15 protein-coding genes are annotated in these 13481 nt (G+C 50.1%); 11 read left to right on the top strand and 4 right to left on the bottom strand.

Annotated features, from left to right (window positions below; genetic code table 11):
* Nucleotides 1-85 precede the first annotated feature (85 nt).
* The 4 genes from H1S01_RS21820 to H1S01_RS21835 form a co-directional block, all read right to left on the bottom strand.
* Entirely contained in the window at nt 86-211 is a 126-nt protein-coding gene (locus tag H1S01_RS21820; protein WP_279286924.1) for a hypothetical protein, read from the bottom strand.
* A gap of 33 nt (nt 212-244) precedes the next feature.
* Nucleotides 245-376: a hypothetical protein gene (locus H1S01_RS21825; protein WP_268891999.1), complete on the bottom strand. Its 132-nt coding sequence runs from the start codon at nt 374-376 to the stop codon at nt 245-247.
* Between the two features lie 663 nt (nt 377-1039).
* Complete coding sequence (locus tag H1S01_RS21830; RefSeq protein WP_268892000.1) at nt 1040-1162, bottom strand: hypothetical protein; 123 nt, start codon at nt 1160-1162, stop codon at nt 1040-1042.
* A gap of 39 nt (nt 1163-1201) precedes the next feature.
* A complete protein-coding gene (locus tag H1S01_RS21835; RefSeq protein WP_268892001.1) occupies nt 1202-1324 on the bottom strand; it encodes a hypothetical protein in 123 nt (40 codons plus the stop codon).
* Nucleotides 1325-1657: 333 nt separating this feature from the next.
* On the opposite strand from H1S01_RS21835, the gene H1S01_RS02590 reads away from it, so the two are divergent.
* From H1S01_RS02590 to flgC, 11 genes are all read left to right on the top strand, one after another.
* Complete coding sequence (locus H1S01_RS02590; RefSeq protein WP_188038516.1) at nt 1658-2017, top strand: YraN family protein; 360 nt, start codon at nt 1658-1660, stop codon at nt 2015-2017.
* A gap of 127 nt (nt 2018-2144) precedes the next feature.
* The gene (locus H1S01_RS02595; RefSeq protein ID WP_188038624.1) at nt 2145-3662 is read left to right on the top strand and encodes a YifB family Mg chelatase-like AAA ATPase; all 1518 of its coding nucleotides are present in this window, start codon (nt 2145-2147) and stop codon (nt 3660-3662) included.
* Between the two features lie 126 nt (nt 3663-3788).
* Complete coding sequence (gene dprA / locus H1S01_RS02600; protein WP_188038517.1) at nt 3789-4889, top strand: DNA-processing protein DprA; 1101 nt, start codon at nt 3789-3791, stop codon at nt 4887-4889.
* A 90-nt stretch (nt 4890-4979) separates the two neighbouring features.
* Complete coding sequence (gene topA, locus H1S01_RS02605; protein ID WP_188038625.1) at nt 4980-7193, top strand: type I DNA topoisomerase; 2214 nt, start codon at nt 4980-4982, stop codon at nt 7191-7193.
* The gene (gene trmFO, locus H1S01_RS02610; protein ID WP_188038518.1) at nt 7190-8491 is read left to right on the top strand and encodes a methylenetetrahydrofolate--tRNA-(uracil(54)-C(5))-methyltransferase (FADH(2)-oxidizing) TrmFO; all 1302 of its coding nucleotides are present in this window, start codon (nt 7190-7192) and stop codon (nt 8489-8491) included. The genes topA and trmFO overlap by 4 nt, the downstream gene beginning before the upstream one ends.
* A gap of 25 nt (nt 8492-8516) precedes the next feature.
* On the top strand, nt 8517-9446 hold the full coding sequence (xerC, locus tag H1S01_RS02615; protein ID WP_188038519.1) for a tyrosine recombinase XerC: 930 nt from the start codon (nt 8517-8519) through the stop codon (nt 9444-9446).
* A gap of 5 nt (nt 9447-9451) precedes the next feature.
* Nucleotides 9452-10039 carry an ATP-dependent protease subunit HslV gene (hslV, locus tag H1S01_RS02620; protein ID WP_279286925.1) on the top strand — a complete coding sequence of 196 codons (588 nt, stop codon included), beginning with the start codon at nt 9452-9454 and terminating at the stop codon, nt 10037-10039.
* Nucleotides 10036-11427, top strand: coding sequence for an ATP-dependent protease ATPase subunit HslU (gene hslU / locus H1S01_RS02625; protein ID WP_188038520.1), 1392 nt, complete (start codon nt 10036-10038; stop codon nt 11425-11427). The genes hslV and hslU overlap by 4 nt, the downstream gene beginning before the upstream one ends.
* 101 nt (nt 11428-11528) lie before the next feature.
* Nucleotides 11529-12311 carry a GTP-sensing pleiotropic transcriptional regulator CodY gene (gene codY / locus H1S01_RS02630; protein ID WP_188038521.1) on the top strand — a complete coding sequence of 261 codons (783 nt, stop codon included), beginning with the start codon at nt 11529-11531 and terminating at the stop codon, nt 12309-12311.
* Between the two features lie 273 nt (nt 12312-12584).
* Nucleotides 12585-12992, top strand: a complete 408-nt coding sequence (gene flgB / locus H1S01_RS02635; RefSeq protein WP_188038522.1) for a flagellar basal body rod protein FlgB — start codon at nt 12585-12587, stop codon at nt 12990-12992.
* A 3-nt stretch (nt 12993-12995) separates the two neighbouring features.
* Nucleotides 12996-13475: a flagellar basal body rod protein FlgC gene (gene flgC, locus H1S01_RS02640; RefSeq protein ID WP_188038523.1), complete on the top strand. Its 480-nt coding sequence runs from the start codon at nt 12996-12998 to the stop codon at nt 13473-13475.
* Nucleotides 13476-13481: the final 6 nt, after the last annotated feature.

Here is a 13481-nt window from a genome sequence, read left to right on the forward strand (position 1 = left end):
TACTTCAGTAATCCCAAAGAGAATATAAAATTAAATAGCGTGGGCAGCTTTCACTGCCGCACGCTAAAACAAACTGTCTTACCGTTTAAAAACCTGCGCCAAAACCATAACCAAATCCGGTGCCGAGGATAGCTATGATGATAATCAAAATAGCCAAAGCTACAATGCTATTTCCGATATAGCCGCCTGTTCCGCAGCCGCATGCACTCATAGTTCATACCTCCTTTTTCAGCATCAAAATTCCTCAGGGATCACCGACGGCACCAAAGCCAATAATGGCCGGATAAAATGCCCCGATAACAATGAGGGCAATTACGAGTCCAGCAACGGTTCCAAAACCTCCACCAAAGAACCCGCCAGCATAACCATTAGCCATTTTTCTCTACCTCCTCTCTAGAACTAGGCATTTGGAAGTTATTGCCTGATTCCAATTTACGTATAGCATATCAAAGATGTGATTGTCCACAACAAGAAGGATGGTGAATAATCACAGTTCAACCCCTCATCTTCGTATTATAGAAGTGGGACTAATTTCCATACGGATTGTTAGGGCTTTGATTAGGAGGGGATGGAATGTATAGCACGATCAGTCCAGTTGGCTATCGAACAGTGTCACCTCATTGCGGAAGAAATTGTAGATTGCGTCTTCAGAATGGAAGATATCTCAATGGGACGATTCACCGAGTTACTCCGAGAGGAGTTTATCTCCGTGGAATTGACCCGCCAGGGGTAGGATACGGTGCATACGGAGGGATTTACGGGGGCTATCCAGGTTATTGGTTTTTCCCCTTTTGGGCAATAACTTCGTTAGCCCTCGCGGCGGCTTTATGGTGGTAAGTAGAGAAGCGTCCGGCTTTACAAGGCCGACGCTTCTTTTTTGACGATTCCATAAGTTTTATTACCGGGCTAGCTCCGTTCCTAGAGCCCGGCGCTTACGGTAGGAAAGGGACAATAAAAAAGCTCAGGATGACCTATCCTGAACTAAAGCAAACTAAAAATTAAGTTAGACCGTATCCTTTTCTATCGAAAGAGCCTAACACTAATAAGCACCGAAACCAAATCCAAAACCGGTGCCGAGAATAGCAATAATAATAATTAAAATGGCTAAAGCGACGATGCTATTGCCGATATAACCGCCACCGGTGGTTACGCATGCACCCATGTTACGTACCTCCTTTCTAGCGCGATTTGCATTAGAAAATTAAACCGTATAACCAACACCAATAATGGCCGGGAAGAAAGCTCCGATGACAATGAGGGCAATAACTAAACCGACGACTGTGGCGAAGCCGACGTTGCCAAATACTGCACCACCGCAAGACATAAAAAGCACCCCTTTCTTCAAAACGTTAAGAGGTAACCGAACCTCAATACCACTATATGGAAATATCTCTTGTGGTGATAATCAAAAAAACGCAGAAACATATTTCACGGTGCTCGAACTTTTAGGTCAAATCGTAATCCCTACAGGATATCTATCTTTATGATGTTTTTTGATATCGTTATAAATTCTTACAACATACTTTGGCATGATGAAAGAATATGGAATCGAAAATCGGGATTGGAATAGAGCGATAATTGCGTTTGAGTTCAACTAAAAAGAGGAAATAAATCCCTGTTATCGAAAAATATATTATAAAAACACCTGAGGTGAACTATGCAACGAAAACGTCTAGGCCAGTGGGGAGAAGAGACGGCACAAAACTTTCTTCTCGAAAAAGGATGGCACCTCCTCGCTAAAAATTATCGCACCCCTTTTGGCGAGATTGATTTGATATTTCGTGACCGGCAATGGATCGTTTTTGTGGAAGTTCGTGCCCGTTCCACCTTGCTTATGGGACGAGCTGAAGAAACCATCGATTATCGTAAACGAAAACGGTTGCTCACGACGGCCTCTCATTTTCTATCGAGCTACTCCGGCCCAAGGCTTAGCCCTCGCTTTGATTTCATCGGCATCCTCCGACATGATGAAATCAACTATGAATTAAACCATATCTGTGGCATTTTTACCCCCTGAAACGTCTCGGTGTAAAAAAAGATGCAAAATAAACGGAAATTGGAGGAAAAACGTTGCAGTCGTCGAAAAGGTACCAGGAAATAAAAGGTATTTTATGCTTTGCGACGGCTGGAGGGGTACATTGAGTATGTTGGCCCGGATACATAGTGTCGTTTTGGAAGGGTTGACGGCAAAAACGATTGAAGTCGAAGTGGATGTTTCCAACGGACTGCCGGCCTTTGACATGGTTGGACTGCCGGCGACGGCAGTCCGGGAGGCGCGGGAACGAGTCCGGTCAGCTATTCGCAACAGCGGATACGATTTTCCGCTTCGCCGAATCACCGTAAATCTAGCACCGGCTGATGTTCGGAAGGAAGGATCAGGGCTCGACATCCCCATCGCCCTTGGAATATTGGCAGCTACAGGTCAAGTAACCGGTTGCCTTGAAAACTGGTTTTTCGTCGGTGAATTGGCTTTAGATGGATTCATTCGGCCTGTCAGCGGTATCTTAGCCATGGTTTGGGGGTTGGCCCACAGCACGAGAGAAAGAGAACATATCAAGTTTTTGGTACCCGATGCGAATAAGGCGGAAGCGTCGCGCATACAGGGAATTAAAGTGTATGGTGCAACAAAATTAATCTCGATCGTAGAGATGTTGAACCATGGCTTTACGGAAGTCCCTATTCCCCATACTCGATGGGAAGGTGAAGTTCAGCCCGATTTTGACGACACCATCGATCTATCTGCAATCAAAGGGCAAAGGTCAGCAAAGCGGGCGATGGAGATTAGCGCTGCCGGCGGTCATAATCTCGTTTTTATCGGGCCGCCAGGGACGGGGAAAACGATGTTGGCCCGCAGTATGCCCGGCATCCTCCCGCCTATGACAGAAAAAGAATCACTGGAAACGACGATGATTTATTCTGTTGCCGGCGCATTGCCCGATGGAGTGACTTGGCTTACGCGGCGTCCTTTTCGAACACCCCATCATCATACGACCTTATCGGCACTGATCGGTGGGGGAAGGCCGCCTCGTCCCGGAGAGATCACTTTGGCCCACAACGGCGTACTTTTCATGGATGAATGGCCTGAATTCTCTAGAGATGTCTTAGAAGCTTTTCGGCAACCATTAGAAGACGGGAAAGTAACGATAGCCCGTCTCGGAGGGACCGTTACATATCCTGCGCGAATGATTTTGATCTGTTCTAGTAACCCTTGTCCGTGCGGATTTTTTGGAGATGAGGAGAAAGAATGCAACTGTTCCTCTTTAGCCATTGAACGCTATCGTAACCGCATCTCCGGCCCCCTCTGGGACCGGATGGATTTGCAGGTCATGGTCTACCGGCCAAAATATGAACAGTTGCGAAACTCTTCCTTAGAAAAAGAAGAATCGTCGGAGACAGTGAGAGAACGGGTAATCGCTGCTCGGGAACGGCAGTTGAGACGTAGTCCTTGGTGCAACGCCCATTTAGATGCAGAGATGATGAAGCAGGTTTGCCATATTTCAGACAAGGCGGAATCGCTTTTGGAGCAAGCTTATCGCCGATTAAACTTAAGCGGCCGGGGACTCCACCGGACCCTAAAAGTGGCCCGGACGATTGCCGATTTGCATGGTTCAGAACAAATTTCAGAAACCCATATTGCGGAAGCATTGCAGTACCGGTTGTGAAAAGCTATACATACCAGGGATTGAATCCTTGACAACAGGGTTCGTTACCCGTTAATGTTAGAATCAATCTATGGCATGAATATCCAGACTTCCCGGTGGGGTTCTTACTAACCCGGAGGGATAATCATGGCATCGAATACACTTCGAGAACGAGAATGTTGGGTGGCTCTTTCGGCCTTACCCGGAATCGGAGCCCGGCGGTTTTATATGTTACTCGATCATTTTGGTACGGCCCAGGCGGCTTGGAACGCCAGTGATCAAGACTGGGATGGTGTAGCCGGGCTCAGCCGTAACGGCTGGCTGCGCACTCTGCTGGCCCGGAGAAAGAGCCAGCCAGAAGATCTGCTCAAAGGAATTTCCCGGGGCAGCATTCAGGCACTGACCCTATTCGATGAAAACTACCCATCCCTATTGCGAAACGTGCCTGACCCACCGCCTGTGCTTTATGTCAGAGGGAAACTGTTGCCGGAAGACCAGAAAGCTATCGCGATTGTAGGAACGCGCAACGCCTCTGCTTATGGGGCGAAAGTCTGCGCTCAATTAAGCCGGGAATTGGTGCAACGGGGCATTACTGTCGTCAGTGGCTTGGCCCGGGGTATCGACGGCATCGCCCATCGACAAGCACTAGAGAGCGGTGGACGGACTATTGCCGTTCTAGCCAGCGGCGTTGATATCATCTATCCGCCGGAACATTATCGTTTGGCAGAGCAGATTGTAGAACGGGGCGCTCTCGTCAGCGAATACCCTCCCGGTAAACCGCCGGAGCCGGGGCAATTTCCCGCCCGCAACCGGATCATATCGGGTTTGACAACTGGCGTGATCGTCGTCGAAGCGGCAGAGAAGTCCGGGGCGCTGATTACGGCCGATCAGGCCCTAGAACAGGGGCGGGAAGTCTTTGCCGTCCCCGGTCCAATCACACAGAGACAGAGTGCAGGGCCCCATCGACTCATCCAGCAAGGGGCTAAGTTGATTGTATCCATTGATGATGTGTTAAATGAGGTTCCTGAACAGCTTTCCCTGCCGATTGGCGATATGGACGAAGGAAGGACCCCTATGACTTCGCCGGAAGAACGCATCTTTTTTCAGCTTGATTGGGAGCCCAAGAGCGTAGATCAATTGGTCGAACAGACAGGCTTGACCGGCTCAGAAGTCGCTTCCGTGCTAACCTTGTTAGAACTCAAAGGAATGGCCAAGGCGGTTCCAGGTGGTCGATTTGTCGCTGTATAATAGAAGGGACTGTATTCACTGCAGCCGGGCAATAATAGCCGTTAGATTTCCTGTGCGGATTTCCTATAGAAGAGATTTGAGGTGACCTGGTTGTCCAACAAGGTACTTGTCATTGTCGAATCACCTGCCAAAGCGAAGACCATTAGCAAGTTTTTAGGCCGCCGCTATCAGGTGAAGGCATCCATGGGTCACGTGCGAGACCTGCCGAAAAGCCAATTCGGCGTGGATGTGGAAAACGATTTCGAACCAAAATACATCACTATCCGCGGCAAAGGCGATTTATTAAAAGAATTGCGTTCGGCAGCCAAGAAGTCCGATCATATCTTGCTCGGCACTGACCCGGATCGTGAAGGAGAAGCGATCGCCTGGCATCTTGCTCAAGTGTTGGGGCTCGATGATAAAGAGCCCTGCCGGATCGAATTTAACGAGATCACAAAGACGGCGATTCAAAACGCTGTTAAAAACCCACGCCCTGTCGAACGCCCGCGGGTGGAAGCTCAACAGGCGAGACGGATCTTAGACCGCCTGGTAGGGTATAACTTGAGCCCTCTTTTGTGGCGGAAGATCAAAAAAGGCCTCTCCGCTGGCCGGGTCCAGTCTGTCGCTGTACGATTGATCAATGATCGCGAAGAGGAGATCAACGACTTCAAGCCCGAAGAGTATTGGACGCTGACAGCAGAACTGAAGGCGACTAAAGGCGCCTTAAAAGCTCGCCTGAACAGGTACGATGATGCAAAGATCGAAGTAAACAATCAAACCGAAATGAACCGCATTCTCGCTGAGCTGAAAGGACAGCCATTTGTCGTCAGTGAAGTAAAGACCCGGGAGAAGCGGCGTAACCCGTCGGCCCCTTTCACAACCAGTTCGTTGCAGCAGGAAGCGTATCGAAAGCTCGGATTTACCGCCCGTAAAACGATGATGATCGCTCAACAGCTCTATGAAGGCCTCGACCTTGGCAAGGATGAAGGTACCGTCGGTCTGGTCACCTATATCCGTACCGATTCGGTGCGGGTCTCAGAAACGGCTATCGACGACGTGCGTACCCATATTTTAGGTCGCTTTGGCCCTGAATACCTGCCAGCAGAACCTCGCCAGTATGAAAGCAAGGGAAAGATTCAAAATGCCCATGAGGCCATCCGCCCGACAGCCGTAGCGAGAGAGCCTGAGGGGATTAAGGGGATCGTCACAAACGATCAGTTTAAGCTATATAAGCTGATTTATGAACGCTTCGTCGCCAGTCAGATGAGTTCAGCCGTTCTCGATACGACGACCATCGATATCAAAGCGGCAAACTACGGTTTTCGCGCTTCCGGATCGGTGCTCAAATTCCCTGGTTTTATGAAAGTCTACATCGAGGGCAAAGACGAGGAAAGCTCTGATGATGAAGGCTTGCTGCCGGAAGTAGCCGTCGACGAAACGCTGGCCCTGAAGAAACTCGATCCGAAACAGCATTTCACCCAACCGCCGCCGCGCTATACGGAAGCGACCCTCGTTAAGGCTCTTGAGGAAAAGGGGATCGGCCGTCCTTCCACCTACGCGCCGATCATTGAGACGATTGTGGCTCGGGGATATGTAGCCCGCGAGGAAAAACAGTTTTTCTTGACCGAACTTGGCGAAGTCGTCGTCGATCTGCTCAAGGAGCATTTTCCAGACATTATCGATGTAGAATTCACAGCCAGCATGGAATCGAAACTGGACTCCATCGAAGAGGAAGAGTATGAGTGGAAGAAGGTGCTCCGGGACTTTTACGAGCCTTTTCGGGAGACATTGGAAGAAGCCGAAGAAGAGATCGGCGAGATAGAGATCGCCGATGAAGTCAGCGACCAGCTCTGTGAAGTCTGTGGAACGAATCTCGTCGTCAAACAGGGCCGCTTCGGTAAGTTTTTGGCTTGTCCTCGGTTCCCAGAGTGCCGCTTTACGAAGCCCTTGCTCGAAGAGATCGGCGTGCCCTGCCCGAAATGCGGAGGTGCCGTTGTTTTGCGGCGAACAAAAAAAGGACGTAAATTCTTCGGCTGTTCCAACTACCCCGAATGTGATTACGTATCCTGGGAACGCCCCACCGATGTGCCCTGTCCGCAATGCGGTAAACTGTTAGTTCAGAAAGAATCAAAAAAAATGGGTACCCGCCGCGTCTGCACGACCGAGGGTTGTGGTTTTGAAGAAGTTCTGCCGGAAGGTTCACCAACTGGAACAGTGAGCCATTATAATGAAGAAAATCGTGAAAAGATCCTCGGAGAAAACCTCGCAGAAGCTCCCGTAGAAAACGTTAACGAAAACCATGAAGAACAGGTGACAGCAGAGTGAAAGTAACGATTGTCGGTGCCGGTTTGGCCGGTTCCGAGGCGGCCTGGCAACTGGCCCGGCAAGGAATTCCCGTACGATTGATGGAGATGCGCCCCGCCACGATGACGCCAGCCCACAAGACGGGCGATTTTGCGGAGTTGGTCTGTTCCAACTCCCTGCGTGGAGCGGCACTGGAAAACGCTGTCGGCCTGTTGAAAGAAGAGATGCGGCGGATCGGTTCGCTCATCATCGAAATGGCTGACCTTCATTCGGTCCCTGCCGGGGGAGCCTTGGCGGTCGACCGCCATGCTTTTGCCGAAGCGATTACGGAACGATTGACCCAGCATCCTTTGATTGAAATCGAGCAAAAAGAAGTCCAGCAGATCCCCGAAGAGAGACCGCTAATCATCGCCTCTGGCCCGCTGACGTCGCCGGCCCTGTCCCAGTCGATACAGGGTTTGACGGGAGAGGATTACTTCTATTTTTACGACGCGGCTGCACCGATTGTGGCCAGCGAGTCTGTTGACATGTCTGTCGCCTTTTGGGCCTCCCGTTATGACAAGGGCGACGCTGATTACCTAAACTGTCCCATGAACGAGGAAGAATATGATCGCTTCTATCAAGCCTTGATCGAAGCGGAAGTGCACCCCTTAAAGGAGTTTGAGAAGGAGATCTATTTTGAAGGCTGCATGCCTGTAGAAGTTATGGCGAAGAGAGGAAGAGAGACACTTCTCTTTGGTCCGCTAAAGCCTGTCGGCCTCACAGACCCCCGAACTGGAAGGCGCCCCTTCGCTGTCGTTCAACTGCGTAAGGAAAACCGCCAAGGCACTATGTACAATCTGGTCGGCTTTCAGACCCACCTCAAATGGCCCGACCAGAAACGGGTCTTTTCCTTAATTCCTGGTTTGGAACAAGCGGAATTCGTTCGTTACGGTGTAATGCACCGCAATACCTTCATCAACAGCCCGACGCTGTTGCATCCGACTTATCAGCTTCGCAAGGATCCGAACATATTCTTTGCCGGTCAGATTACCGGAGTGGAGGGGTATGTCGAGTCTGCCGCCTCTGGTCTGGCGGCGGGGCTCAATGCGGCTCGCCTCGTCAAAGGAAAGGAGCCGGTAGTGTTTCCACCCGATACGGCCATGGGCGCCTTGCCCGCCTACATTACGACTGCCGAAGCGAAGCACTTCCAGCCGATGAACGTCAACTATGGTCTCTTCCCTCCTTTGGAGGAGAGAATCAAGGGGAAACGTCCACGGCAGCAGGCCCATGCACAGCGGGCATTGCGACGGCTCGATGACTTTTTATCGACCTTGTAGGAGGTAACGGGGAGGGACGTAGGCGATGGCAGACGATGAAATTCTGCAGGCATGGGATCGGTGGATTGACCGTTACGTAGACTATCTCACCGCGGAGAAAAACGTCTCCCTGCACACCCGTTATGCCTATGCAGGTGACTTAAGTCAACTGTTAGAATTGTTGACGATGACAGTGAAGCAAATTCCCCTTCCCCAAATGATTACGGCAAACATGCTTCGTCTTTGCTTGAATCAACTCTATCGCAGCAAAATGGAGCGAACCTCCCTCGCCCGAAAACTAGCCGCCTGGCGCGGCTTTTTTCGCTATCTGATCCGGGAAGGCCAGTTAACTCAAAACCCGATGAGCCGGATTCGGTCTCCCAAAATCGGCCGTCCCCTGCCGAAAGCATTGAGCGAGGGAGGCATAGAAAAGTTGCTGGAAACCTCTCCTTTAGATGAGGGTAACCTAAAAGAAGTTCGTGACCGGGCTATCGTCGAACTCTTCTACGCCTCCGGACTGCGTGTTTCTGAACTGGCCGGGCTGAACCTCGGTGACGTAGACCTCTTATCAGGTCATGTACGGGTTCACGGTAAAGGCGGCAAAGAACGGATTGTCCCTGTAGGGGAGATAGCGGTCCAAAGTGTAACGACGTACATAGAAAAGAGCCGTCCAAGCCTGAATGGACAGAGTCCAAAAACGACGGCGCTCTTTTTAAATCACCGAGGCGGTCGCTTGACGCCACGGGGAATACAAAACATTCTAGCTCAACTTGCCAAAAAAACAGCCCTCGATCAGCCAATCAGCCCCCACATGTTGAGGCATACTTTTGCAACCCACTTACTCGACGGAGGAGCCGACCTGCGGGTTCTTCAGGAGATGCTTGGTCACAGCAAACTCTCGACGACACAGATCTACACCCATGTATCTTCAGAACGGCTGAAACAGATCTATCAAAAAAGTCATCCGAGAGCATAAATCGAATGGCTCACGTATTATATGGAGAGGGGTTGGGCGAATTGAAGTTGATGGGTACGACGATTGTGGCAGTCAAACGCGGTAAAAACGTGGCCGTCGCCGGAGACGGGCAAATCACCTTTGGCGACCGGACGATCATGAAGGCGACAGCCCGGAAAGTACGCCGTCTCTATCAAGGAAAAGTGATCGCCGGCATCGCCGGTTCTGTCGCCGATGCGTTGACGCTGCTCGATAAATTGGAAGCGAAGATACAAGAATTCCGAGGCAACTTAATGCGCGCTGCTGTCGATCTCGCTCGGGAATGGCGTACCGATCGCTATTTGCGAAAGTTAGAGGCGATGATCATCGCCGCTGACCAAGACCATCTCCTGGTCATATCGGGAAACGGTGAAGTTATCGAGCCGGACGACGGAGTGGTGGCTATCGGTTCTGGAGGACCCTATGCTTTGGCGGCGGCACGCGCTCTTGTTCGGCACGCGAACCTAAACCCGGCGGAAATCGTGAAGAACGCCTTGATCGTGGCTTCAGAAATCTGCGTCTACACAAACGACCGGATTACCTTGGAGGAAATCGAAGGGACAGGTGAGCAATGAGTTCGGCAAATTTGACTCCAGCGCAAATTGTAGAAGAACTGGATCGGTATATCGTCGGACAAAAGGCAGCCAAAAAAGCAGTAGCGATTGCCCTTCGCAACCGTTACCGCCGGCAGAAGCTTTCGGAACACCTGCGCGATGAGGTAACACCGAAGAACATCCTCATGATCGGCCCCACCGGAGTGGGGAAAACGGAAATTGCCCGGCGGTTGGCCCGCCTTGTCAACGCGCCTTTTGTCAAGGTAGAAGCGACAAAATTTACCGAGGTTGGATATGTCGGAAGAGACGTCGAATCGATGGTCCGAGACCTTGTAGAGACGGCCATTCGGATGGTGAAAGCAGAGCAACTGGAGAAGGTACAGGTGAAAGCCGAGGCCGAGGCGGAAGAACGTCTCGTCGAACTGCTGGTCCCTGCGCCGAAACCGGCCCGTACGATGAACAATCCCTTCGAAATGCTCTTCGGTGGAACGCAAACACCGGCGGGCTCTTCGACAAGCGACCCCGATATCCAGGAGAAACGGGCGATCATCCGGCAAAAGCTCAAACGAATGGAATTGGAAGACAACGTCTTGGAAGTCGAAGTGGAAGACAGTGGGACTCCTCTTGGCGATATGTTTGCCGGATCCGGCATGGATGAAATGGGAATGAACATTCAGAACATGATCGGACAAATGTTTCCCAAAGGCAAAAAGAAGCGCCGCGTCAACGTTCGGGAAGCTCGTCGAATCCTGGCCATTCAGGAAGCACAAAAGTTGATCGACATGGACGCTGTCCATCGGGAAGCCATCGAAAGAGCAGAACAATCGGGGATCATCTTTTTGGATGAAATTGACAAAATCGCCTCACGAGAAGGCGGTCACGGCCCTGATGTATCCCGCGGCGGTGTTCAGCGGGATATCCTGCCGATCGTGGAAGGTTCTACGGTAATGACCAAATATGGTCCAGTGAAGACAGACCATGTGCTGTTTATCGCCGCAGGTGCCTTTCATGTTTCAAAACCATCTGATTTGATACCGGAATTACAGGGCCGCTTTCCACTGCGTGTCGAATTAGAAGCTTTGAGTCAAGAGGATTTCCAGCGGATTCTGACAGAGCCGGAAAACTCCCTTTTAAAGCAATACGTGGCCTTGTTGTCCACCGAAAACATTGAATTGACCTTCTCTGATGACGCGGTAGAGGCGATGGCCTCGATCGCCTACCGTGTAAACGGACAGACGGAGAATATCGGCGCCAGGCGCCTGCATACGATCTTGGAAAAGGTCTTGGAAGATCTCTCCTTTGACGCCCCCAATCTAATAGAAAAACAAGTCATCATTGACAAAGAGTATGTAGAGACACGATTGGAAAGTATACTGCAACGTGAAGATTTAAGTAGATATATTTTGTGAAAAGCGTTATAATAAACATCTAGAATGGACAATTCGAATCTACTTTCGATGTTTGAATCGTAATATACTTACACCTTACTAAGGAGGCTACTGGGGGAGTTATGCGAACCTTACTAGAAAAGACTAGAACGGTGAATCGGCTCATACAAAAGTCTGCCGGTCATCCGGTAAACTTTGAGGAAATGGCCAAGATCACCAGTGAACTCATCACCGCCAATTGTTACATCATCGGTCGCCGGGGAAAGATACTAGGATATTCGTTTATGCCCCATTTCAATTGTGATATCATGGTGGATATTGTCCAGCATACGGAGCGGTTTCCCGAAAGCTATAACCAAGATCTGATGCGGATCAGCGAAACACAGGCCAACTTTTGCCAAGTTTCCAATGCTTGTGTTTTTAATTATGGCGAGCAGTGTTCTTATGGTCACAAACTCATGACCGTCACACCGATTCTTGGCGGCGGTCAGCGCCTCGGTACACTCGTGTTGGCCAAGTACAACGAAGAATTTACCGATGAAGACCTCATACTGGCCGAATATGCTGCTACGGTCGTTGGTATGGAGATCCTCCGGGCCAAGGCGGAACGGATGGAAGAAGAGGCCCGGAAAAAAGCAGCCGTACAGATCGCGATTGGCACATTGTCTTACAGTGAGTTGGAAGCGGTGAAGCACATCTTTTCCGAACTGGAAGGTAATGAAGGTCTGCTTGTCGCGTCGAAGATTGCTGACCGGGTCGGAATCACTCGTTCGGTCATCGTAAACGCTCTGCGCAAGTTCGAAAGTGCTGGTGTGATTGAATCCAAATCGCTCGGGATGAAAGGTACCTACATTCGAATTTTGAACGATAACTTGATGGAAGAGTTGGAAAAGCTTCGCCATTAATCCTCCGATGGTAGAGTTGTAGTTAAGTCTTAAAAGAATAATTTTTTAATAAAAAAAAGAAGGCGATCTGTCTCGAACAGAAGCCTTCTTTTTTGTTTTTTTCCAAATGGCAACTGCTTTTCTTATTTAAAGCGGCCTGGAAAAGAGGATTTAACTGAGGGACAGCGAAGTTAGAGTGCAGTAATGGACATATGACCGAACAGAGGAATCAGCGGTCACCGATAATAAAATAGCTGAACAAATATGGATGGAAAAATCAAATGAGGTGAGTCCATGGCGGGATTTTTAGACCTACCTATAGTTCGTATTTTGGAGCGAGGCCTCGATGCGTCTTCTCTACGCCATCAGGCTATCTCAGATAACTTGGCAAATATCGATACGCCTGGCTATAAGCGTAAGGAAGTAGTTTTTGAGGACGAATTGGCTTCTGCCTTACGTGGAGACAGCTTTCAAGGCAAGCTAACCCACCCTAAGCATATCCCCTTGAGCGATTCTTCTTCGAACGCCAGTGCCAAAGTGGTTACCCAAGAAGATCAAGAGTATCGGAATGATAAAAACAACGTAGATGTTGACAGGGAAATGGCATTGTTGGCAAAGAATACCCTGTGGTATGATGGAATGGTTAGTTTGGCTTCGCAGAAGTTGTCCACGCTGAAAAGTACCATTCGGGAGGTGCGTTAAGCTATGCGTTTTCTCAGTTCAATCGATACGAGCGCTTCCGGGTTGACCGCCCAACGTTTTCGCATGGACATTATCTCTAACAACTTAGCCAATGTGAATACGACCCGCAGCGGCAATACCGATGCTGACGGTGTACTACCTTACCGTCGTCAGGTACCTGTTTTTGCTGCTCGGGCGAATGAAGTAGATTCCTTCGCTTCTGCCTTATCGAAGGCTCAAGATGGACAGATGGTGACCGGCTCGGGCGTACGGGTCGTCGGAGTGGTCGACGATGAAGCTCCTTTCAAACTTGTGTACGATCCCCAGCACCCGGATGCGATAAAAAACGGTCTGCAGGCAGGCTATGTACGCATGCCAAACGTGAACACCGTTACGGAAATGGTGGACATGATCTCGGCTACCCGCGCATACGAAGCTAACGTCACTGCTGTCAACGCAGCTAAATCGATGGCGATGAAAGCTTTGGAAATCGGTAAAGCCTAATTAATT

It is taken from the genome of Heliobacterium chlorum, assembly GCF_014502795.1.
GTDB lineage: Bacteria > Bacillota > Desulfitobacteriia > Heliobacteriales > Heliobacteriaceae > Heliobacterium > Heliobacterium chlorum.